Below are 21,115 nucleotides of genomic sequence, written 5' to 3' on the forward strand. Positions count from 1 at the left end.
AATTGGTTTATGCTTATCTCATGCCATTTAATCTACCTATCGCCTTAACTTGGTTGCGTGTAGCAGCAATTCCATTGCTAGTGGCTGTTTTTTATCTCCCTAGTGATTGGCTCACCTCTTTTGATAAAAATTTAATTGCTGCAGTCATCTTTGTTTCTGCTGCAATAACTGATTGGCTTGATGGTTTCTTGGCTCGTCGCCTAAAACAAGAATCCGCTTTTGGCCAATTCTTAGATCCTGTTGCCGATAAACTCATTGTTGCAGCGGCATTGTTGGTGTTGCTCAATATGGATCGCGTCCAAGTCTGGGTTGCTCTAGTAATCATCGGTCGCGAAATCACGATCTCTGCTTTGAGAGAGTGGATGGCTTTATTGGGTGCTGGTAAAAGTGTCGCCGTACACATGGTGGGCAAGTTAAAAACAACTGCGCAGTTAGTCGCAATTCCTTTTTTATTGCTCAATGACACTTTATTTGGGTGGTTGAATTGCGCCAAGATTGGCACTTGGTTGATTTGGGTTGCCGCATTCTTAACCCTTTGGTCGATGTTTTATTACCTCAAAAAAGCGCTGCCACAATTAGCAGGCAAAATCGACTAATCTCATATATGCCCGTCTGGCATGGCTTGGCGGGGTATTCAATGTACTTAATTTTTCAGTTTTACAGGGAATAATGCTTTCTGTTCGATTGTTTGTTAAACTATCGCCCTGTTATGCGGGAATAGCTCAGCTGGTAGAGCGATACCTTGCCAAGGTATAGGTCGGGAGTTCGAACCTCCTTTCCCGCTCCAAGTTCGATGGGAAGCCCTAAAAAGCTTCCCATTTTTGATTCAGGCATATGGCGCGTTGGCCGAGTGGTTAGGCAGGAGCCTGCAAAGCTTCGTACGGGGGTTCGATTCCCTCACGCGCCTCCAGCAATTTCGCTTGACGAAATAGGTGGAGCACCTAAAATACTTTCAGTACCTATAAGAAAGTCGCATCCATTCTGTAAAGCGAAATATGATCAAAATTCACACTCTTAAACTGAGCGCTCTTGTATTGTCCCTGTCGGCATTGTTGGGCGCGTGCGCTAGTTCTGGCGATTCACCAACAGGTACTCCACAGGAAGTTCAAGAAGTTCAAGCTCAGCTTTTGGGCGATATGCCCTTGCCTGCAGCCTCAAAAATTATTGGTGCAGATTCACTTATTATTGGTCGGGGTGATAACTGGGTTGGACGTGTTGTTCTCTCTGGTGTGCAAACGCCAACGGATATTTATGCATTCTTCCAATCTGAATATCCACGTGCTGGCTGGACAACAGTAAGTGCAGTGAAAACAAAAACGAGCATCTTAGTATTTACGAAAGGTGATCGCACTGCCACAGTAGAGTTGAATGAAGGTTCATTAACTGGACCTAAAACATTGATCACAATTACTTCATCACCAAAGAACGCTAACGTAGTGGCGCCTAGCAAGAAGTAACAGTTGTAGATTGGAAAATAAAAAGGCCTCCAGTGGAGGCCTTTTCTTATGGGGGGCTGAGCTTATAGTCCTTCGGCCCTAATTAGGCCAACTGCCTGACCTTCAATTGCAAAATTAGGTTGACGACTATCAACCAAAATATTTTTGAAGTCTGGGTTCTCGGCTTGTAATTCAACTACCAAGCCATTAGCCGTTTTCTTCTGATGCCAGCGCTTAACAGTGACCTCATCATCAAGACGTGCAACAACGATATCGCCGTTACGTACTTCAGTAGTTTTTCTAACGGCTAAATAATCACCATCCAAAATGCCTGCGTCGCGCATGCTCATACCTTTTACTTTCAGTAAGTAATCAGCGCCTTTGCTAAACAAGCTTGGATCAATCGGCACTTGCTTCTCAATGTGCTCGACCGCCATGATGGGTGAGCCTGCAGCAACACGACCAATCAATGGAAGAGTCAGCTGTTGTAATGCGCCAGATGGCAATGACAGCTGACGATATTGATTTGAATGTTGTGTTTGATTAAATCGTTGTGGAATGCGAATGCCGCGCGATGTGCCTGGCGTTAATTCGATATACCCTTTTTTCGCGAGCGCACGCAAATGTTCTTCAGCAGCATTTGCCGAAGCAAATCCCAGTTGAGTCGCAATCTCTGCGCGAGTCGGAGGTGAGCCGCTCTCATCAATCGCTTTGGTGATGAGTTCCAAAATCTCACTCTGGCGTGCGGTGAGTTTAGGGAGGGCAGTCAGCTCCTCTTGAAAATCGACTGTGTTTATGTCCATACTGGGATTGTATACAGCACTTTTTGATTATTCAAGCAATTTAAGGGCGATAATGGGGTATGAGCTCAATTGAACACAACTCTGAAAATTCACCCCATATATTGGTTCTCGGTATGGGTGGCACGATTGCTGGATTAGCTGCAAAACCCGAGGAAAACCCTCTTGAGTATGAGGCTGGCCAGGTAGCGGTGAGTTCTTTGCTTGCCCAGATTCAGTCGGTGATCCCCGGAGGAATTGCGCTGGTTTCCCGGCAAGTGGCCAATATCAATAGCCGTAACTTAAGCGAGAGTTTATTGAGTCAATTGGGGGAGTCCGTTAGAGAGTCCCTTGCTAATACATGGGTGCAAGGCATAGTGGTCACTCACGGCACCGATACGATGGAAGAGACTGGTGTCTTTTTGCAGTTAACTTGCGGAAAGTTTGCTCAAGATTTAGGCAAAAGAGTCATTATTACTGGGGCGATGTTGCCGGCCAATGCGCCTAAGGCGGATGGCCCTTCTAATTTACTGGATGCCATCCGCTGGGCCTCAACCCCATTGGATAACTGCCCTGGTGGGATCTACGCCGTCATGGATGGCAGGGGGTGCTTAGCGATGGATTTGGCCAAACGCCACGGCACAGCTCTAAATGCCCCCATTCAAGCCTCTCCAAGTAGCTCCGTGGGCTTGATCAACCCGTCTTGGCTCTCCGGGGTGAAGGCGGTCCAGGAGGCTTGGACAGCCGATTTGCCTATTCCGAAGGGGGATGATTGGCCGTGGGTTGAGATCCTGACTAGTCATGCAGGCGCTCGCTCAGAAACGATTACCCACTGGCTGGGCTCTAAGGTAAAGGGCTTGGTTCTGGCTGGTTCTGGCATGGGAGGTTTTCATGATGCCTGGAGGGAATCTCTCGTTGCGGCTATAAAGCACGGCATTGCCTTGGTAAGGACAACCAGAACTGGTGCAGGTACTACTTGGCAGGATATTCCTGAAAAGGATCTGGTCGGATGTATGGCTTCAGGTACGCTTTCAGCCCCTAGGGCCAGAATTGCACTGCAGTTAGCGATCTATGCTGAAAAACAGGCCAAATTAGTCGGTAAATCCCTGACTTGGCAGGATTTTTTTGCTAGAATAGCGGTCTTGCCTGAAATTAGGTAAGGATTTAAAAAGTGTTGTGAGCAGTACCTACAATTTGTTACTACCTTGTCACACTGGCGCTAATTTCATAACCATCAGAAATTAGCAAGACGCCCAGGTGACTCTATCCTTAAGGAGTGTTTGATGCGTCATTATGAAATCGTCTTTATCGTCCATCCGGACCAAAGCGAGCAAGTACCAGCGATGATCGATCGTTACAAAGCTACATTAGCAGCTGCGGGCGGCAAAATTCATCGTATTGAAGATTGGGGTCGTCGTCAGATGGCTTACATGATCGACAAGCTTGCTAAAGCCCACTACGTTTGCATGAACATTGAGTGCGACCAGAAAACTCTGGAAGAGCTCGAGCATGCGTTCAAATTCAACGATGCTGTTTTGCGTCACCTCATCATCAAGACTAAGAAAGCTGAAACAGAGCCTTCCATCATGATGAAAGAAGTGCAACGTGAAGAAGCGCGCAAATCAGCTCAATCCGACGCTCCAGTAGCAGCGGCTTAAGTTAGAAATTTGAAGAGGAATACACAGACTAGAAAACGTATCAGAGAAGCGGAGCGGCGTTGAATCATTTCACCCTCACTGCAATCTTGGTAGCTAAAGACGCGATTCGATTTACACCAGCAGGAATACCGGTGATGCATTGCCAGCTAGAACACAGCGGCCAAGCAAACGAGGTAGGAGTGGCTAGGAAAATTCAGATGAGCGTTGAAGCCATAGCAATTGGTCCGATACAAAAGGATCTTGAGCAAATGGATTTAGCAGCTGAGGCAGTGTTCGAAGGATTCTTAGCACCCAAGACTCTACGTAATCAAAGACTTGTTTTCCATATTACCCATATTCAATTGAAAAATTAAAGAGGAAATCATCATGGCGTTTGGAAAGAAACCCGATTTCAAAAAGAAACCAGCTCAGAACCCATTGTTCAAGCGTAAGCGTTATTGCCGTTTCACTGTTGCTGGCGTAGAACAGATCGACTACAAAGATGTAGACACATTGAAGGACTTCATTGGCGAAAACGCCAAGATCACTCCTGCTCGTTTGACAGGCACAAAAGCAAAATATCAGCGTCAGTTAGACACTGCTATCAAGCGTGCTCGTTTCTTGGCCTTGTTGCCATTCTCCGATCAACATAGAAAATAATTGGGAGCCCTCAATGCAAATTATTCTTTTAGAAAAAGTAACAAACTTGGGCAACCTCGGTGACGTAGTTCGCGTTAAAGATGGTTTCGCTCGTAACTTCCTAATCCCACAGCGCAAAGCGCGTCGTGCAACTGAAGCGGCAATTGCTGACTTTGCAGTTCGTCGTGCTGAGTTGGAAAAATTGGCTGCTGAGAAATTGGCTGCTGCTGAAGCAGTTGGCGTGAAGCTCAAAGACTTGGTTCTCGAAATCGGTCAAAAAGCTGGCGTTGACGGTCGTTTGTTTGGTTCTGTAACCAACCATGACATCGCGGATGCATTAAAAGCTAAGGGCTTTGCGATTGAGAAGTCCTCAGTTCGCATGCCTACTGGCCCATTGAAGATGGTTGGTGATCACCCTGTAGCGGTTGCTGTGCATACCGATGTAGTGGCTGACATCACGATTCGTGTAGTTGGCGAGCAAGCTTAAGTTTTAAGATCTGTACACTAGCCTCATGGCTGAATCCCGTTCACGTTCCGTGACACTGAATCCTGGCATGATGGGTTCTGGGGATGCAGTCGTGCAGGCTTTAAAAGTTCCGCCGCATTCTGTAGAAGCCGAGCAATCGCTGCTCGGCGGTCTACTGATCGATAACTCTTCTTGGGATAACCTGGGTGGAGTCCTAAACGATAAGGATTTCTATCGCCCTGAGCATGCTCTGATCTACAAGGTCATTGCGCGTTTGGTTGGCGACAATCATCCTGCTGACGTCATTACTGTTCATGATGCAATTAAGTCAGAACAAGGTGGTGACCTCGTTAGTATTGATTACCTCAATTCATTAGCGCAAAACACGCCAAGTGCAGCGAATATTAAAGGCTATGCCGACATCGTTCGTGATCGCAGTATCTTGCGTCGCCTAATTGAAGTTTCAGACAGCATTGTCAATTCTGCGTTTGTCCCTGAGGGGCGCACCGTCAGAACTTTGCTGGATGAAGCAGAGTCTCGCATCTTACAAATTGGAGAAGAGGGTAGTCGCAAAGCCGATTATCTCGAAATTGAACCCCTCCTTAAGGCAGTCGTTGCCCGTATTGATGAGCTTTATAACCGCCAAGGCGGCAGCGATATTACTGGTATTGCTACTGGCTTTCTGGATTTAGATAAACAAACCAGCGGTCTGCAAAAGGGTGACTTGGTGATTGTTGCGGGTCGACCCTCGATGGGGAAAACGGCTTTCGCGCTCAATATTGCTGAAAACGTCGCATTGGCTGAGGGATTGCCAGTTGTGGTGTTCTCGATGGAGATGTCGGGCGAGCAATTGGCTGCCCGTTTACTGGGATCGGTTGGGCGCGTCGACCAAAGTCGCATGCGTACCGGTAAGTTGCAAGATGATGAGTGGCCACGTGTTACTGATGCAATTGCTCGTTTAAGTAATACCCAAATCTTGATTGATGAGACCGGTTCTTTATCAAGCTTAGAGTTACGCGCACGCGCACGTCGTATTGCCAGAAACTTTGGTGGCACCTTAGGTTTGGTAGTTATTGATTACTTGCAGCTCATGAGTGGTTCTGGTTCTGAAAACCGTGCAACTGAGATTTCAGAGATCTCACGCTCACTTAAATCACTTGCAAAAGAATTGCAGTGCCCAGTCGTTGCTCTTTCACAGTTAAATCGTGGCCTTGAGCAACGTCCGAACAAACGCCCAATCATGTCTGACTTGCGTGAGTCAGGCGCGATTGAGCAAGATGCCGACTTAATTATGTTCATCTACCGTGATGAGGTGTACCACCCTGATACCACTACCGATAAAGGTGTGGCAGAGATCATCATCGGTAAGCAGCGTAACGGTCCAATTGGTACCGTACGCCTCAGTTGGCAAGGTCCATATACCAAGTTTGATAACTTAGCGATGGGATCAGTTGCTTATTCATCTGGCGGCTACGAGCCGTTCTAAGTAAAGAAGAATTAAAAATTAACTGAAACATAAACAGATAAAGAAAAAGCCTCACAGCGTGAGGCTTTTTTAATGCAGAAAATTTATCGGATCAAAACAGATTAAATAACTAATCTTATTTGCCGCCTTCACATTTCTTGATTGAAGCAGCTTTAGCTGCGCCATAGAGCGGCTTACCATCTTTGCTTACAGCTTTAGCTTCGCAGTCATTTGCTTGAGCTCCGCCCATACATTTTTTAATGGAGGCATCTTTAGCAGCCCCATAGAGCGGCTTACCTTCTTTGCTAACAGCTTTGGCTTCGCATGCTGCTTGATCTGCAAATGCGTAGGTAGGCAGTGCAAAACTCAGTGCAATACTTAAGGCAATGATGATTTTCTTCATGGTGACTCCTGTGGTGGATGATTTCATTAATCAACTACTTCAATCACTGTAATCAAAAATGAGGCTTTAGGGAATATAGGGCAAATTCTATTCACCCTAAAGACGGGGTCGCTAGGGTGCTATCCGGCGTGCCTCAGTAAATTTGGCCGCCCAGTAGGGTGAGGTGATGTAGTCCAGCCGTACCGTGCCCCCAGCACTTGGCGCATGTACAAATCTTCCTTGCCCAACATAAATACCAGCGTGGGAGTACTTTTCACCAGTGGTATTGAAAAACACCAAATCACCCGGGGCTGGTGGCTGGTTATCAACACTTCTACCTTGATTGCTCATTTGGGCAATTGTGCGAGGTAATTTAATGCCTGCAGCTTTGTTATACACATAGACAATCAATCCGCTGCAATCAAACCCACCTTTGGGAGTATTGCCACCATAGCGATAGGGAACATCGACTAACCCAACTGCGGCTATCGAAATATCTTCAGTCCCAACACTCGTATCTTGTTTAAATTGTGCAACTTTTGCCGGCCCTGAGCTGCCTCTAAAAACACTGCACCCCGATAACACGAGAATCGTACAAATAAAAATGCCGCACCCCATAAGAGTGCGGCATGAGAGGATTTGCTTAGAGTGCGTCGGCAGCATGATCCGCAAGACGTGAACGCTCACCACGTGCCAAGGTGACATGGCCACCATGGCGCCAGCCTTTGAAGCGGTCAACCACATAGGTAAGGCCAGATGAGCCTTCGGTTAAGTACGGCGTATCAATCTGAGCAATATTGCCTAAGCAAATAATCTTCGTTCCAGGGCCTGCACGGGTTACGAGAGTTTTCATTTGCTTGGGCGTTAAGTTTTGCGCCTCATCGATGATCACAAACTTACTCACAAAGGTTCTGCCACGCATGAAGTTCATACTCTTGACTTTGATGCGCGAGCGAATCAGTTCTTGAGTTGCGGCACGACCCCATTCACCAGCGTCATCATTGCGCTGCAAAACTTCAAGGTTGTCATCAAATGCACCCATCCAAGGCTGCATTTTTTCTTCTTCCGTTCCTGGAAGGAAGCCAATATCTTCTCCCACAGGTACAGTGGCGCGAGTGATGATGATCTCGTTGTAGCGTTTGCTATCTAAAACTTGCTCTAGTCCTGCAGCCAAGGCTAATAAGGTTTTACCAGTGCCGGCTTGTCCCAAGAGGGTTACAAAATCTACGTCTGGGTTCATGAGCAGATTCATAGCAAAGTTCTGCTCACGATTACGGGCAGTTACGCCCCAGACATTATTTTTCTGGTGAGAGAAGTCTCTGAGAGTTTGCAAGAGGGCAGTCTTGCCATTGATTTCTCTAACGTGTGCGTAAAAAGGTGTTGAGCCATCTGGATTCTCTTGATAGACAAATTGATTGACCAACATACTAGGTACAGCAGGACCAGTCACTCTGTAGAACATGGTGCCAGATTTAGAGTCTGCCCAGCTTTCCATATCCTTGCCATGTTTTGGCCAGAAGTCGGCTGATAAGGCCATGACTCCCGAATACATTAAGTCACGATCTTCTAAAACTTGGTCATTGAAATAATCTTCGGCAGGTAAACCAAGGGCACGCGCTTTAATACGCATGTTGATATCTTTGGATACCAACACCACTTCCTGCCCCTTACGGGTTTTTTGTAACTCGCTAACCACCGCCAAAATCATATTGTCGCCCTTACCCTCTGGCAGGCCCTCTGGCAATGCTTGGGTGGACAACTTGGTTTGGAAATAGAGTCGACCTGAAACATCTTGGTTGCCAAGCTTATTCAGGGGGATGCCTTCATCCAATGTGCCGCTGGTGCCAGCAACCAATTGATCTAGGGAGCGGCTAACAGTACGAGCATTGCGGGCTACCTCGGTCATACCCTTCTTGTGATTGTCCAACTCTTCAAGCGTGGTCATCGGCAAGAAAAGGTCATGCTCTGAGAAGCGGAATAAAGAGCTTGGATCATGCATCAAGACGTTGGTGTCGAGCACAAACAAAGAAGGGGGTCCAGTACGAATGACGCGCTTGGGTTTTGCTGGAGCTGTTGACTTGCTATCGTTGCGAGCTGGACTGCGATCTGCTTTGATCTTTTCTAGAGCCACTTCTGCTGCAGATAAATCTTCTTCTGCATCATTAGTCCAATCGGAACTTTCTACCACCACTGGTTTTGCTGGAGCTGGGCGTTTCTTGAGGTCGGGAGTATCTTTCCGACTAAGCTTCACTTGATCAGCAATTTGAGTTGGGATGGGTGGCAATGGCATGCAGACTCTCCTAAAAGAAAAAACCGCCAAGCGGAGTGCGTTGACGGTTTATTACGAAACTGGTTGCAAGAACTTCTAAAAAACGGAGGGGGTTACTCCCCGAACCTGCTTTGAGTTGCTCAGGTTTCTGATTCAAACGGATTGTCAGACTTTCCCGTCGTTTACGGTGCATATGAATCACTTTACCCCAAAATTTGGGGTTTGCAAGCACCTCAGATCAAATTATTGTAAAAATTATTTGGCAGCTTGAGCGGCCTGTAATACCTCTGTCACATGCCCTGGAACTTTAAGGCCGCGCCACTCTTGAACGAGCTTGCCAGAGGAGTCAAATAGGAAGGTGCTGCGCTCAATACCGCGGACCTGTTTGCCGTACATATTCTTCATCTTGATGACGCCAAAGAGTTGGCAGAGCTTTTCTTCGGCGTCAGAAACCAGTTCAAACGGGAGTTCTAATTTGCTACGGAAATTGTCATGAGACTTCAGGCTATCGCGGGATACACCAACGATCAGAGTATTGGCTTTAGTAAAGGCTTCGATGTTGTCACGAAACTCACCGGACTCAGCAGTGCAACCTGGGGTCATATCTTTTGGGTAAAAGTAGAGAACTAATTTTTTCCCAGTCGCGGATGCTGGAGAAAAAGTCAGGCCCGATGTCGCAGGAATAGAACATGCTGGAATAGGTTGGCCGATAGTGACTGTCATGATGATCTTTCGTTTGTAATTTATCTATTGGTATTACTAGTTCAGCTATTTTGAATAATCAATTCACCACTTCGGTTGGGTATTTCACCCCAAGTCAGTGGTAGTACCGCTATTTTATCCAGTTGATTGGTAGCCTTCCAGGATTGATGAAGCTCGCCCATGGTGACGAGGTCATGACCCTGGTTTAGCCATCCAGCCAATAGCTGTTCAAAGGCAGGCAACAGCTTCTGACCCTCTAATTCAGCATGCAGAGTAAAGACTTGATCATTGGGGTTGCTCTGAGTAATCTCGAGGAGCTTTTTAACTGCCCAAAATTCATCAGCACCATCAATACCAATCAGTTCATCAAAAGTAGGAAGGGTGGTCGGGTATTGCACATGCTTTGCTTTGCCTGAGGCAAGCGCAAGTCGATAAGGTATCAAGTTGGGCTCAGCCCTTCCATCGGAGGAATAGGTAATTCCCCACTGGTCGAGTTGTTCAAATGCGGCTTCATTCATTTGCCAGCCAGCTGCCCCATAAGTCGCTGGTGCATGCCCAAAGATTTCCACAAAGCGATCCCAACTTCTTTGCATCATTGCCTTGGTCCATGCTGAGTCTTGATTACGAACGGCATCTTGCCAAGCAACATGGTCCCAAGTATGAATTCCTGTTTCATGGCCGGCTTCATCTATTGCGCGCATTTCTGCAACTGCTTTTTTCCCGATATCAGGACCGGGAAGTAAAACGCCATAGAGTAGGGTTTTGATGCCGTAGTGCTCTACAACCGAAGTGCGACTCACTTTTTTTAGAAAACCGGGACGAAAGACTCTCTTTAAAGCCCAGCCAGTATGGTCGGGCCCAAGGCTAAATAGGAAGGTGGCTTTTAAGCCAAAGCGCTCAAGGGTACGCGCTAGATTGGGAACGCCCTCTTTAGTACCACGTAAGGTATCGACATCAACTTTGAGAGCAATCTTAGCCATGAATCCTTGAGTCTATTTCTACTTATTCTTTATCAACTAAAGAACGGGCTTTTTCAACATCTTGGCGATACGCTTCAAAAATATTCTTGAGTGCATCTGCCATCGTCGTTGTCGGTTTCCAAGCCAATTCACTCATCGTGTTGTCGATAGCTGGAACACGGTTTTGAACGTCTTGATAGCCTTCACCGTAATATGCGCCAGAAGTAGTTTCCACAATCTTCACATCATTTGCTGTTTTAGCGTACTCAGGAATACTGCGTGCGATGTCTAACATCTGATTGGCTAATTCGCGAACAGAGTGATTGTTCTTTGGGTTGCCGATGTTATAGATCTTGCCGTTTGCAATGCCGTCTTTATTGTCTATGATGCGCATCAGTGCATCGATGCCGTCATCTATATAAGTGAAGGCGCGTTTCTGTGCACCTCCATCAACCAAGTTAATCGGTTCGCCACGAACGATGTGGCCTAAGAATTGAGTCACTACGCGGGAGGAGCCTTCTTTGGGTGTGTAGATGCTATCAAGTCCAGGACCAATCCAGTTAAATGGGCGGAAGAGGGTAAAGCGCAAACCTTCCATGCCATAACCCCAGATCACACGATCCATTAACTGCTTGGAGCAGGCGTAGATCCAGCGTGGCTTATTAATTGGGCCGTAAACCATATTCGATTTAGCTGGATCAAACTCGCTGTCCTCGCACATGCCATAAACCTCAGAGGTTGATGGAAACACAAGGTGCTTTTTGTATTTAACAGCGGAACGCACGATGGGGAGATTGGCTTCGAAGTCGAGCTCAAATACTTTGAGTGGCTGCTGTACATAAGTTGCTGGTGTAGCGATCGCAACCAAAGGCAAGATGACATCGCATTTACGGATGTGATATTCAACCCATTCTTTATTGATGGTGATATCACCTTCAAAGAAGTGCATTCTCGGATGATTGATCAAATCACCCAAGCGATCATTCTGCATATCCATACCGTAGACATCCCAATCAGTTGTCTCCAGGATGCGCTTGGAAAGGTGGTGGCCAATAAAACCGTTAACGCCAAGAATGAGTACTTTTTTCATCTTTACTGCCTCGTTTTAATCTAATTTGTAGTGCTGCTTATTTGCTTGCTGGAAACCATTCCAAGATTTCAACTGCTTGGCGGTCGCCGCAAATGCCGAATACCCGATTATCAACCACTTGGATGCCTGTAGCCCCAAGATCTAGATTGGCAGGAAAAGGTCCTTTTAGGCTGGTTTTGGCCACAATCATGGTCTTGCTATGGTGTTCAGTAAAAGCGCCTGGATAAGGGGGTGCAACAGCCCTGACAAGGTTGTGGACCTGTTGGGCGGTTTGATTCCAGTGAATTTGCCCATCTGCGGGCTTTCTGCCGCCAAAATAGCTGCCTTTTGCGAGTTCATTGGGCTTGCGTGGGACTTTTCCTTGAATCAGATCTGGCAGAACTTGATTGATGACCTCAAGAGCTGCTCCGCTAACTTTCCCAAAGACATCTGTAGCGGTTTCATCAGGACCAATACTTGCCGATGCTTGACCAACAATATCCCCTGCGTCAGGTTTTGCTTCCATCACATGTAAGGTGGCGCCAGTTTCAGTCTCGCCATGCAAGATGGCCCAATTGACTGGCGCGCGTCCGCGGTACTTTGGAAGCAATGAGCCATGCATATTCAATGCAGCAATTTTGGCGCAAGCCAAAATCTGTGCCGGAATCATATGGCGATAGTAGAAAGAGAAAATGTAATCCGGTGATAGTGCCTCAAACTTCGGGATTAAATTACTTAACTCACTAGCGCTTGGTGTGATGTAAGGAATGCTTTTCTCTTGGCAGAGTTTGGCAACGCTACCAAACCAAACATTCTCATTAGGATCATCTTGATGCGTTACTACGAGATCAACCTCAATGCCAGCCTTGAGTAATGCCCTGAGGCAATGGACACCAACATCGTGATATGCGAATACGACTGCGTGCAATTATTTTTTCTCTAGAACAGTTTGCACAACATAACGCGGGCGATTGCGGATCTGCTGATAAATGCGGCCGATATATTCACCCAATAAGCCAAGCCCAAAAAGCATTACGCCTATGAGGAAGAAGGTTAGTGCGAAGAGGGTGAATACGCCCTCTACCTCAGCACCCAGAAGGAAGCGGCGTACTAATAGGTAGACGAATAGGCTGCCTGCAGCGAGGGATAAGAGCATCCCGAGTATCGAGAAGATCTGCAAGGGCATGATAGAAAAGCCGGTTACCAAATCAAAGTTCAAGCGAATGAGTTGGTAGAGGCTGTACTTTGACTCTCCAGCAAAACGCTCTTCGTGTTTAACGGTAATTTCAATTGGGTTTGCAGAAAAGGTATAAGCCAAGGCTGGTATGAAAGTATTGTTCTCATCACATTGACGCACTAAGTCAACAATGCGACGGCTATAACCGCGCAACATGCATCCTTGATCAGTCATGGTGATGCGAGTAATGTTTTCACGTAAATGATTCATGGCACGTGAAGCAAATTTTCTGAAGAAGCTATCACGACGATCTGCGCGAATGGTGCCTACATAATCATGGCCTTTGAGTAGCTGCTCAGTCAATGCATCAATTTCTTCGGGGGGATTCTGTAAGTCTGCATCCAAGGTGATGATGTATTCACCCTTGGCATATTCAAAGCCAGCCATGATCGCCATGTGTTGACCAAAGTTGCTGTGGAATAAAACCGCGCGCGTAACGTCAGGGCGTAATTCAACTTGTTTTGCCAGAATGCCGGCTGAACGATCTTTACTGCCATCATTTACAAAAACGACTTCGTAAGCAATATTGCGCTTGGCAGCAAGCGCATCGAGCGCTGGGTAGAGGCGGTCGAATAATGCTTGGAGACCATCTTCCTCGTTGTAAACGGGAATAACAATGCTGAGCTTCGGGTTGGCAACTAAATTGGCAGTCATGCTGCAATTTTGCCTGATTCTGAGGATTTAACCCAATAAGGCTAGTTTTTGCGGTGTTTCTTAAGGATTCCGACAAATCCGCTGGAGATGCGGCCAATATCTTCGTCTGCCATGCCTGGAAATAAAGGCAGGGTCAGAATAGAGCGACCAATCCGTTCTGCTATTGGAGTATCACTTGTTTTATAGCCCCGCTCTTTGTAGAGGGTGAAACCAGTGATGGCAGGGTAGTGCACGCCAGTACCAATACCAAGGTCTTTTAATTCGGTCATGATTTGAGCGCGATCACAATCGAGCTGCTCAAGCGGGAGCACTACTTGAAACATATGCCAGTTGCTATCGCTAAAGTTTTCAACGGGTAGCTCTAATTTGAGATTTTCTAATCCAGCTAATTTCAATTCAGCACGGATCACATCAAAGTATTGGCGCGCTAATGCAGTACGTCGTGCTTGATAGGAGGGCAATTGTTTGAGTTGATGCAAGCCAATGACCGCGTTGACATCCGTCAAGTTATCTTTGCCGCCCAACACATCGACATCCATTCCATCCATGCCTTGGCGGGTTAAGCCTTGGAGGCGGAACTTTTCAGCAAGTTTAGCTTCGGCATCGTTGTTTAAAACAAGGCAGCCGCCCTCGACGGTAGAGAGATTCTTATTGGCTTGAAAACTAAAGCTGACCAGATCACCAAAGCTGCCGATCTTCTTGTCTTTCCATTGCGAACCAAAAGCTTGAGCAGCATCTTCAATCACACGCAGCTTGTATTGTTTGGCTAAACCATAGAGTTGATCCATGTCAACCGGCAATCCAGCTAAATACACGGGCATGATGGCACGGGTTTTTGGAGTAATTGCTGCCGCCACTTTATTCAGGTCAAGGTTGCGTGTAACTGGATCAATATCCACAAAAACGGGTTTGGCGCCAACGCCAAAAATAACATTCGATGTAGCTACCCAGGAGATTGGTGTGGTGATGACTTCGTCACCCTCGCCAATACCAGCCACTTGCAATGCAATCTTCATGGTTGCAGTGCCATTAGCAAAACAACGCACAGGACGACCGCCAAAGTATTCGCTTAGCGTTGCTTCAAACTCTGCCAGCTTTGGTCCTGAGGTTACCCAACCAGAGCGCAACACTTCAGCTACAGCATCAATGGTTTCTTGATTAAAGCTGGGGCGTGTGAAGGGGATGAATGCAGGGGTGTTTGACATGAGCTCTATATTACTGCGCCATGTTGGCCATGTCGGGATGTTTCACAATCACTCTACGAGAGTCGCGATCGACCTCCTGCATTGGCAGGTTCAAGCCTTGGAGGGCCACATACTGCTCGGGAACCATGATGGCATAGGCGGTTTGGTCATCTTTCCAGCGGACGATGAAAGCATCTAGGGTCGGGAGCCACAATTCTGGCTGTTGGTTAACGCCGAACTGAAGCTCATCTGGATCTTCAACCATGACCATGGTCCTGCCTAAATAAAACGGCATCGTGTGATCGAGTAAGCGCACGGAATAGATATTCACATTCGCAGGAATAGAATTTTTTACTCTATAAGCCAGATCAATGCCTGATACAGCGCGCCCCAATGTTTCGTGACCAGTGCCAGCGATGATGGCGCACAAGAAAAAGCCGACTGCAAAACTCACAATGCTTTGTAAGCCATTGCGCTTTGATTGCAGTGCTGCAAACGCGCTAAAACTCATTAGCGCTACCAATGCGGCAATTACCCAATATGTGTATTGCGCATAGGATTCAATTTCATCGGGCCTTGCTTGCTTACCAATTTCCGCTAAGAAGAAAAAGCCAATACAAGCTAACAGCGCAAATCCGAGTGTTTGCAGTTTCCATGACGTGGCCATGGAGTTGGTGTGTCCCAATAGATGATCCAAACGATTACCGATCAATAAGGCTAGCGCTGGAAAGATGGGGATGATGTATCCAGGCAATTTGGAGTGCGACACGCTAAAGAACCCAAAGATCATCACAGACCAGCACACCAATAACCAGCCACTAGAGAACTCTCTTCTGCGCTCTTGCCAAGCTTGTGCGATCGAGCCAGGAATTTGTAATGCCCATGGCAATATACCAATTAAGAGCAGGGGCACGAAGTAATAGATAGGCCCTGTTCGGCTATGTGCGTCTTGGGTAAAGCGTTGAAGGTGCTCATGAATAAAGAAAAACTCCAAGAACTCTGGGTTGCGTTGCGCCACCAATACAAACCAGGGTGCAGTGATAAGGAGGAACAAAATTAATCCACTCAATAAACGCAAGCGTGTCCAGATTTTCCAGTCCCAAGTGCTGATGGAGTAAGCAATTAAAACCATCGCAGGAATAGCTGCACCAATGACGCCCTTTGATAGTGTTGCGAGTGCCATGAAGACCCAGCAAATCCACATCCAATTACGACTGCTTGATTTGTTATGAGTAGTTTGTGCAAACAAGAGGCTGCAAAGGGCGGCAACTAAAAAAGCAGATAGACCCATGTCTAAAGAATTAAAGTGGCCGCTAATTACCCACATCGGACTGGATGCTAAAACCACAGCAGCCAACCATCCCGCTCGTGCGTTATAGATGCGCGTACCAGTAAAACCAATTGCTAGGATTGTCAGAAAGCCAGTGAGTGCAGACCAAAGTCTCGCTTGCCAATCTCCTATTCCAAATACCTGAAATGTGACGGCTGTCACCCATACTTGTAGTGGTGGCTTCTCAAAATACTTGTAGCCGTTATAGCGAGGGGTAACCCAATCACCCGTAACTAGCATCTCTCTGGCCATTTCTGCATAGCGACCTTCGTCAGAAGGAATGAGATGGCGGTAGTTCAGGGTCCCGAACCAGAGCAAGGCATAAATGAGGAGCAAGAGCAAAATCTTGCCGGGATGAAGTGCTGAAGACTGCCGAATTTGGCCAAACTGCATTAAGCAGGCTCCACAATCAGCGCTAGCAGGACTTGACGTCCTTCACCCACCAGAATGTTGTAAGTGCGGCAGGCCGCTTGGGAATCCATGATTTCAAAGCCGATCTTGGCTTGGATGAGGGCTTTCAGGAGCTCGGGCTTGGGGAAGCGCTGACGACTGCCTGTGCCAATGAGGATTAATTCAGGCCTGAGATCGACCATTTGAGCAAAATGGCCTTCTTCTAGATCTCCAAAAGACTTTATTGGCCACTCAGAAATAGCCCCATTAGAACTAAGTAGAACCGCATGGGCATATGGGACGTGGTTGATCTCCACGTAGCCATCGCCATAGCCAGTGATTGCATTGGCTCCAGAATGCGGGTCAGATTGAAGCTTCAAGTGGACTCTCTGTCATAATTATGTGGATTATAGCCAGCTGTTTTTTCCAAGATTTCAAGAACTTACCCTTTAATTTATTGTGAAACCCATCCTAAAGTCCCAAAAACTCAATCACGTCTGTTATGACATTCGTGGGCCCGTGCTCGAGTTAGCTCAGCGCATGGAGGAAGAAGGTCACAAAATCATCAAATTAAACATCGGAAACGTAGGGGTTTTCGGCTTCGATCCTCCTGAAGAGATTCAGTTGGACATGATTCGGAATTTGAGTAACGCCTCTGCTTATTCTGACTCTAAAGGTATTTTCGCAGCTCGCAAAGCGATCATGCAGTACTGCCAAGAAAAAGGCATTCAGGGTGTGACCTTGGATGATGTTTACACCGGCAATGGTGTGTCCGAACTCATCGTGCTTTCTATGAACGCTCTCTTAAATGATGGCGATGAAGTATTGGTGCCTACCCCTGACTATCCGCTCTGGACTGCTGCTGTTAGTTTATCCAGTGGTACACCAGTGCATTATCTTTGCGATGAGTCTAAAGAATGGGCGCCAGACTTAAACGATCTGCGCAAAAAAATTACGCCTCGTACTAAAGCGATTGTGGTGATTAACCCAAACAATCCAACGGGCGCGATTTACTCTAAAGAAGTATTGCTTGAGCTCACTCAAATTGCTCGCGAACATGGTTTAATTTTGTTCGCCGATGAGATCTACGACAAAATGTTGTATGACGGCGAGAAGCATATTTCTCTCGCATCTTTGTCGAACGATGTCGTCATCATCACCTTTAATGGCTTGTCAAAGAACTACCGCTCATGCGGCTACCGCGCAGGCTGGATGGTGGTTTCAGGTGATAAAGAGATGGTGCGCGATTATATTGAGGGCCTCAATATGTTGGCCTCCATGCGCTTGTGTGCAAACGTTCCTGGTCAGTACGCAATTCAGACTGCTTTAGGTGGATATCAAAGCATTAACGACTTAGTCAGCGATGGTGGTCGTTTGGCAAAACAACGCGATCTTGCTTGGAAACTCATCACGGAAATTCCTGGTGTGTCTTGTGTAAAGCCAAAATCGGCTTTGTATTTATTTCCAAAGTTAGATCCCGAGGTTTACCCAATTGAAGACGATCAACAGTTTGTTGCTGATCTCTTGAAAGAAGAGAAAGTATTGTTAGTGCAGGGCTCTGGTTTTAACTGGGGCAAACCTGATCACTTCCGCGTAGTGTTCTTGCCTCATGAGGATGTTCTGAAAGAGGCGATTGGTCGCCTGGCACGTTTTCTTGAGCGTTATCGTAATAAGCATGGCCGCAAGGCTTCTTCAACTGCAGCAAAGGCATCATGAAACCGATTCAAGTAGGTCTACTAGGTATTGGCACCGTTGGTGGTGGCGTATTCACTGTTCTCGAGCGTAACCAGGATGAAATTACGCGTCGTGCTGGTCGTGGCATTCGCATTAATACTGTCGCTGATTTAAATGTAGAGCGCGCCAAGGAGCTCGTTAAAGACCGTGCGCAGGTGGTCAATGACGCCCGTGCGGTGATTAACAACCCAGAAATTGATATCGTTGTCGAGTTGATTGGCGGTTACGGCATTGCTAAGGACTTGGTTTTAGAGGCAATTGCCGCTGGTAAGCACGTGGTTACAGCTAATAAGGCTTTAATTGCCGTTCATGGCAATGAGATTTTCAAGGCGGCCCACGCTAAAGGTGTGATGGTGGCTTTTGAGGCAGCAGTTGCTGGTGGTATTCCAATTATTAAAGCCTTGCGTGAAGGCTTAACTGCCAACCGTATTGAATGGATTGCCGGCATCATCAATGGCACAACCAATTTCATTCTTTCAGAAATGCGTGACAAGGGCTTAGACTTTGCAACCGTTCTCAAAGAAGCGCAACGCCTAGGTTACGCAGAAGCAGATCCTACTTTCGACATTGAAGGTGTCGATGCTGCTCATAAGGCAACCATCATGAGTGCCATTGCATTTGGTATTCCAATGCAGTTTGAAAAAGCGCACGTTGAAGGCATCACTAAATTAGCAGCAATTGATATTCGTTACGCAGAACAATTGGGCTATCGCATCAAGTTATTGGGCATTGCCAAGAAAACAAGCACTGGTGTTGAGTTGCGCGTACATCCAACATTAATTCCTTCGAAGCGTTTAATTGCGAACGTTGAGGGCGCTATGAATGCAGTGCAAGTGTTTGGCGATGCTGTTGGTACAACGCTTTACTACGGTAAAGGGGCTGGTTCTGAGCCAACAGCCTCTGCAGTAATTGCTGACTTAGTCGATATCACTCGCTTATTGAGCGCTGATGCTGAGCATCGTGTTCCTTACTTGGCCTTCCAGCCAGATGCAGTGCAAGACACACCGGTCCTGCCGATTGGTGAGATCACTACCAGTTACTACCTGCGTATGCGTGTAGCCGATCAGGCTGGCGTATTGGCTGATATCACCAAGATCTTGGCTTCGCATGGCGTATCCATTGATGCACTCTTGCAAAAAGAGGCTGATGAAGGTGAAAGTCAAACCGACTTAGTTGCGTTGACTCATGAAACCAAAGAGAAGAACATGCTTGCCGCAATTCAAGAGATTCAGAATCTCAAAACGGTTGCTGGCGAAGTGGTGAAGATTCGTTTAGAAAATCTGTCTTAATTAAATCCATGCGTTACCAATCTACTCGTGGCAATAGCCCACAACAATCCTTCTTAGAAATTTTGCTAGGTGGATTGGCGCCGGATGGCGGCTTATATTTGCCAATGCAATATCCACAGGTCACACCTGCCCAGCTAGATTCTTGGCGTGGTTTGTCTTATGCCGATCTAGCCTATGAAGTCTTAAGTTTGTATTGTGACGATATTCCAGAAGCAGACTTGCGCGCACTCTTGCGTAAAACTTATACCGAGCAGGTCTACTGTAATGGTAGGCCTCAAGACAATGCCAAAGATATTACGCCTATACATTGGTTGGGCGAAGAGAGCGGTACACGCGTTGGCTTATTGAGTTTATCTAATGGCCCAACTTTGGCCTTTAAAGATATGGCGATGCAGTTGCTTGGCAATCTCTTTGAATACGCTCTAAAACGCGCTGGTCAACATCTGAATATTTTAGGTGCCACCTCTGGCGACACTGGTAGTGCAGCTGAATACGCCATGCGCGGCAAAGAAGGCGTCAAGGTCTTCATGCTTTCACCGCGCGGCAAGATGAGCTCCTTCCAATCCGCTCAGATGTATTCCTTGCAAGATCCTAATATTTTTAACTTAGCAGTAGCGGGTGTCTTTGATGACTGCCAAGATATTGTTAAGGCAGTAAGTAATGACCATGCCTTTAAAGCAAAGAACCAAATTGGTACCGTGAACTCCATTAACTGGGGTCGAGTAGTGGCTCAAGTGGTGTATTACTTCCAAGGTTATTTATTAGCAACCAAGTCAAGCGCAGAGAAGGTATCTTTCACTGTGCCATCTGGAAATTTCGGTAATGTATGTGCTGGTCATATCGCTCGTATGATGGGCTTGCCGATTGCGCATCTCGTTGTAGCAACGAACGAGAATGACGTACTCGATGAGTTCTTCCGCACCGGCGTCTATCGTGCCCGCAAGTCAGCCGAGACTCTGCACACTTCTAGTCCATCCATGGATATCTCTAAGGCGAGTAATTTTGAGCGCTTTGTATTTGATTTCATGGGCCAAGATGGCAATGCAACTGCTGCCATGTTTAAGCAGGTCGACACGACTGGCGGCTTTGATATCTCTCAAGATGCTGTCTTTAAGAATCTTGGTAAATATGGCTTCCAATCTGGACGCAGCAACCACACCAATCGCTTAGAAACTATCCGTAATGTTGATGAGCAGTACGGCGTCATGATTGATACACACACTGCTGATGGCGTGAAGGTAGCTCGAGAGCATTTACAAGCCGGTATTCCTATGCTGGTGCTTGAGACCGCATTGCCGATTAAGTTTGAAGAGACGATTCAAGAGGCTCTTGGCCGGCCCGCAGAGTGTCCACCTTCGTTTAAAGACATTAAATCAAAACCACAGCGCGTCGAGAATATTGATGCCGATGTAAATCAGGTCAAAGATTTCATTACGACGCATCTCAATTAGATTTATAACTAGATCATTTAAAGCAACAATTCCTATTGTTATG

General features: G+C 46.8%; 23 protein-coding genes and 2 tRNA genes. 13 read left to right on the forward strand and 12 right to left on the reverse strand.

The annotated features are described in order from the left end of the window. Window positions 1-20 precede the first annotated feature (20 nt). The 4 genes from pgsA (at window position 21) to FD961_RS02145 (ending at window position 1,457) form a co-directional block, all read left to right on the forward strand. The gene (gene pgsA, locus FD961_RS02130) at window positions 21-596 is read left to right on the forward strand and encodes a CDP-diacylglycerol--glycerol-3-phosphate 3-phosphatidyltransferase (protein ID WP_071464750.1); all 576 of its coding nucleotides are present in this window, start codon (window positions 21-23) and stop codon (window positions 594-596) included. 115 nt (window positions 597-711) lie between these two features. Further along, a tRNA-Gly gene (locus FD961_RS02135) sits at window positions 712-787 on the forward strand. Window positions 788-836: 49 nt separating this feature from the next. Beyond that, window positions 837-910 (forward strand) — tRNA-Cys (locus FD961_RS02140). Window positions 911-995: 85 nt separating this feature from the next. Beyond that, window positions 996-1,457 (forward strand): hypothetical protein, encoded by a 462-nt coding sequence (locus FD961_RS02145; protein ID WP_215393919.1) that lies wholly within the window; start codon window positions 996-998, stop codon window positions 1,455-1,457. 62 nt (window positions 1,458-1,519) lie between these two features. Here FD961_RS02145 and lexA read toward each other — a convergent pair whose 3' ends face one another. After that, window positions 1,520-2,239, reverse strand: a complete 720-nt coding sequence (lexA, locus tag FD961_RS02150) for a transcriptional repressor LexA (RefSeq protein ID WP_215393920.1) — start codon at window positions 2,237-2,239, stop codon at window positions 1,520-1,522. Window positions 2,240-2,298: 59 nt separating this feature from the next. On the opposite strand from lexA, the gene FD961_RS02155 reads away from it, so the two are divergent. From FD961_RS02155 to dnaB, 6 genes are all read left to right on the forward strand, one after another. Further along, window positions 2,299-3,375 carry an asparaginase domain-containing protein gene (locus FD961_RS02155; RefSeq protein ID WP_215393921.1) on the forward strand — a complete coding sequence of 359 codons (1,077 nt, stop codon included), beginning with the start codon at window positions 2,299-2,301 and terminating at the stop codon, window positions 3,373-3,375. 123 nt (window positions 3,376-3,498) lie between these two features. After that, on the forward strand, window positions 3,499-3,873 hold the full coding sequence (gene rpsF / locus FD961_RS02160; RefSeq protein WP_071464754.1) for a 30S ribosomal protein S6: 375 nt from the start codon (window positions 3,499-3,501) through the stop codon (window positions 3,871-3,873). Window positions 3,874-3,932: 59 nt separating this feature from the next. Then, the gene (priB, locus tag FD961_RS02165; RefSeq protein WP_215393922.1) at window positions 3,933-4,226 is read left to right on the forward strand and encodes a primosomal replication protein N; all 294 of its coding nucleotides are present in this window, start codon (window positions 3,933-3,935) and stop codon (window positions 4,224-4,226) included. A gap of 13 nt (window positions 4,227-4,239) precedes the next feature. Continuing rightward, a complete protein-coding gene (rpsR, locus tag FD961_RS02170; protein ID WP_068948002.1) occupies window positions 4,240-4,512 on the forward strand; it encodes a 30S ribosomal protein S18 in 273 nt (90 codons plus the stop codon). A 13-nt stretch (window positions 4,513-4,525) separates the two neighbouring features. Next, a complete protein-coding gene (rplI, locus tag FD961_RS02175; RefSeq protein ID WP_071464756.1) occupies window positions 4,526-4,978 on the forward strand; it encodes a 50S ribosomal protein L9 in 453 nt (150 codons plus the stop codon). A 25-nt stretch (window positions 4,979-5,003) separates the two neighbouring features. Further along, the gene (dnaB, locus tag FD961_RS02180; RefSeq protein WP_371817157.1) at window positions 5,004-6,443 is read left to right on the forward strand and encodes a replicative DNA helicase; all 1,440 of its coding nucleotides are present in this window, start codon (window positions 5,004-5,006) and stop codon (window positions 6,441-6,443) included. A 115-nt stretch (window positions 6,444-6,558) separates the two neighbouring features. Here the strand turns inward: dnaB and FD961_RS02185 are convergent, their stop codons facing one another. The 11 genes from FD961_RS02185 to FD961_RS02235 all read right to left on the reverse strand — a co-directional run bounded on the left by FD961_RS02185 (window position 6,559) and on the right by FD961_RS02235 (window position 16,978). Next, window positions 6,559-6,825: a hypothetical protein gene (locus FD961_RS02185; RefSeq protein WP_215394320.1), complete on the reverse strand. Its 267-nt coding sequence runs from the start codon at window positions 6,823-6,825 to the stop codon at window positions 6,559-6,561. 111 nt (window positions 6,826-6,936) lie between these two features. Then, complete coding sequence (locus FD961_RS02190) at window positions 6,937-7,467, reverse strand: C40 family peptidase (protein WP_215393923.1); 531 nt, start codon at window positions 7,465-7,467, stop codon at window positions 6,937-6,939. Beyond that, complete coding sequence (locus tag FD961_RS02195) at window positions 7,448-9,094, reverse strand: PhoH family protein (protein WP_071464759.1); 1,647 nt, start codon at window positions 9,092-9,094, stop codon at window positions 7,448-7,450. Before FD961_RS02195 ends, FD961_RS02190 begins: the two co-directional genes overlap by 20 nt. Window positions 9,095-9,328: 234 nt before the next feature. Beyond that, entirely contained in the window at window positions 9,329-9,796 is a 468-nt protein-coding gene (locus FD961_RS02200; RefSeq protein WP_071464760.1) for a peroxiredoxin, read from the reverse strand. Window positions 9,797-9,837: 41 nt separating this feature from the next. After that, on the reverse strand, window positions 9,838-10,755 hold the full coding sequence (locus FD961_RS02205; RefSeq protein ID WP_215393924.1) for a polysaccharide deacetylase family protein: 918 nt from the start codon (window positions 10,753-10,755) through the stop codon (window positions 9,838-9,840). Window positions 10,756-10,777: 22 nt separating this feature from the next. Then, entirely contained in the window at window positions 10,778-11,824 is a 1,047-nt protein-coding gene (locus FD961_RS02210) for a bifunctional UDP-4-keto-pentose/UDP-xylose synthase (RefSeq protein WP_071464762.1), read from the reverse strand. Window positions 11,825-11,861: 37 nt separating this feature from the next. Then, window positions 11,862-12,731: a formyltransferase gene (locus tag FD961_RS02215; protein ID WP_215393925.1), complete on the reverse strand. Its 870-nt coding sequence runs from the start codon at window positions 12,729-12,731 to the stop codon at window positions 11,862-11,864. After that, the gene (locus FD961_RS02220; RefSeq protein WP_215393926.1) at window positions 12,732-13,694 is read right to left on the reverse strand and encodes a glycosyltransferase; all 963 of its coding nucleotides are present in this window, start codon (window positions 13,692-13,694) and stop codon (window positions 12,732-12,734) included. A gap of 41 nt (window positions 13,695-13,735) precedes the next feature. Further along, window positions 13,736-14,899: a DegT/DnrJ/EryC1/StrS aminotransferase family protein gene (locus FD961_RS02225; protein WP_215393927.1), complete on the reverse strand. Its 1,164-nt coding sequence runs from the start codon at window positions 14,897-14,899 to the stop codon at window positions 13,736-13,738. 10 nt (window positions 14,900-14,909) lie between these two features. Next, on the reverse strand, window positions 14,910-16,601 hold the full coding sequence (locus tag FD961_RS02230) for a glycosyltransferase family 39 protein (RefSeq protein ID WP_215393928.1): 1,692 nt from the start codon (window positions 16,599-16,601) through the stop codon (window positions 14,910-14,912). After that, window positions 16,601-16,978: an Mth938-like domain-containing protein gene (locus FD961_RS02235; RefSeq protein WP_215393929.1), complete on the reverse strand. Its 378-nt coding sequence runs from the start codon at window positions 16,976-16,978 to the stop codon at window positions 16,601-16,603. The genes FD961_RS02230 and FD961_RS02235 overlap by 1 nt, the downstream gene beginning before the upstream one ends. Before the next feature lie 79 nt (window positions 16,979-17,057). Between FD961_RS02235 and FD961_RS02240 the strand changes: the two genes are divergently transcribed. Genes FD961_RS02240 through thrC form a run of 3 tightly spaced genes read left to right on the forward strand, consistent with a single transcriptional unit; the run spans window position 17,058 to window position 21,072 of the window. Continuing rightward, on the forward strand, window positions 17,058-18,314 hold the full coding sequence (locus FD961_RS02240) for a pyridoxal phosphate-dependent aminotransferase (protein WP_071464768.1): 1,257 nt from the start codon (window positions 17,058-17,060) through the stop codon (window positions 18,312-18,314). After that, window positions 18,311-19,621 carry a homoserine dehydrogenase gene (locus FD961_RS02245; RefSeq protein ID WP_215393930.1) on the forward strand — a complete coding sequence of 437 codons (1,311 nt, stop codon included), beginning with the start codon at window positions 18,311-18,313 and terminating at the stop codon, window positions 19,619-19,621. The genes FD961_RS02240 and FD961_RS02245 overlap by 4 nt, the downstream gene beginning before the upstream one ends. An 8-nt stretch (window positions 19,622-19,629) precedes the next feature. Then, window positions 19,630-21,072, forward strand: coding sequence for a threonine synthase (gene thrC, locus FD961_RS02250; protein WP_215393931.1), 1,443 nt, complete (start codon window positions 19,630-19,632; stop codon window positions 21,070-21,072). The last annotated feature ends 43 nt before the right edge of the window (window positions 21,073-21,115 follow it).

The sequence above is a fragment of the Polynucleobacter sp. TSB-Sco08W16 genome (assembly GCF_018687455.1).
Classification (GTDB): Bacteria; Pseudomonadota; Gammaproteobacteria; order Burkholderiales; family Burkholderiaceae; genus Polynucleobacter.

What these genes read in the sequence shown, in the direction of transcription:
- pgsA (WP_071464750.1), top strand. Translation starts at nt 21, where the DNA reads ATGCCATTTAATCTACCTATCGCCTTAACTTGGTTGCGTGTAGCAGCA.
- FD961_RS02145 (WP_215393919.1), top strand. Translation starts at nt 996, where the DNA reads ATGATCAAAATTCACACTCTTAAACTGAGCGCTCTTGTATTGTCCCTG.
- lexA (WP_215393920.1), bottom strand. Translation starts at nt 2,239, where the DNA reads ATGGACATAAACACAGTCGATTTTCAAGAGGAGCTGACTGCCCTCCCT.
- FD961_RS02155 (WP_215393921.1), top strand. Translation starts at nt 2,299, where the DNA reads ATGAGCTCAATTGAACACAACTCTGAAAATTCACCCCATATATTGGTT.
- rpsF (WP_071464754.1), top strand. Translation starts at nt 3,499, where the DNA reads ATGCGTCATTATGAAATCGTCTTTATCGTCCATCCGGACCAAAGCGAG.
- rpsR (WP_068948002.1), top strand. Translation starts at nt 4,240, where the DNA reads ATGGCGTTTGGAAAGAAACCCGATTTCAAAAAGAAACCAGCTCAGAAC.
- rplI (WP_071464756.1), top strand. Translation starts at nt 4,526, where the DNA reads ATGCAAATTATTCTTTTAGAAAAAGTAACAAACTTGGGCAACCTCGGT.
- dnaB (WP_371817157.1), top strand. Translation starts at nt 5,004, where the DNA reads ATGGCTGAATCCCGTTCACGTTCCGTGACACTGAATCCTGGCATGATG.
- FD961_RS02185 (WP_215394320.1), bottom strand. Translation starts at nt 6,825, where the DNA reads ATGAAGAAAATCATCATTGCCTTAAGTATTGCACTGAGTTTTGCACTG.
- FD961_RS02190 (WP_215393923.1), bottom strand. Translation starts at nt 7,467, where the DNA reads ATGCTGCCGACGCACTCTAAGCAAATCCTCTCATGCCGCACTCTTATG.
- FD961_RS02195 (WP_071464759.1), bottom strand. Translation starts at nt 9,094, where the DNA reads ATGCCATTGCCACCCATCCCAACTCAAATTGCTGATCAAGTGAAGCTT.
- FD961_RS02200 (WP_071464760.1), bottom strand. Translation starts at nt 9,796, where the DNA reads ATGACAGTCACTATCGGCCAACCTATTCCAGCATGTTCTATTCCTGCG.
- FD961_RS02205 (WP_215393924.1), bottom strand. Translation starts at nt 10,755, where the DNA reads ATGGCTAAGATTGCTCTCAAAGTTGATGTCGATACCTTACGTGGTACT.
- FD961_RS02210 (WP_071464762.1), bottom strand. Translation starts at nt 11,824, where the DNA reads ATGAAAAAAGTACTCATTCTTGGCGTTAACGGTTTTATTGGCCACCAC.
- FD961_RS02220 (WP_215393926.1), bottom strand. Translation starts at nt 13,694, where the DNA reads ATGACTGCCAATTTAGTTGCCAACCCGAAGCTCAGCATTGTTATTCCC.
- FD961_RS02225 (WP_215393927.1), bottom strand. Translation starts at nt 14,899, where the DNA reads ATGTCAAACACCCCTGCATTCATCCCCTTCACACGCCCCAGCTTTAAT.
- FD961_RS02230 (WP_215393928.1), bottom strand. Translation starts at nt 16,601, where the DNA reads ATGCAGTTTGGCCAAATTCGGCAGTCTTCAGCACTTCATCCCGGCAAG.
- FD961_RS02245 (WP_215393930.1), top strand. Translation starts at nt 18,311, where the DNA reads ATGAAACCGATTCAAGTAGGTCTACTAGGTATTGGCACCGTTGGTGGT.
- thrC (WP_215393931.1), top strand. Translation starts at nt 19,630, where the DNA reads ATGCGTTACCAATCTACTCGTGGCAATAGCCCACAACAATCCTTCTTA.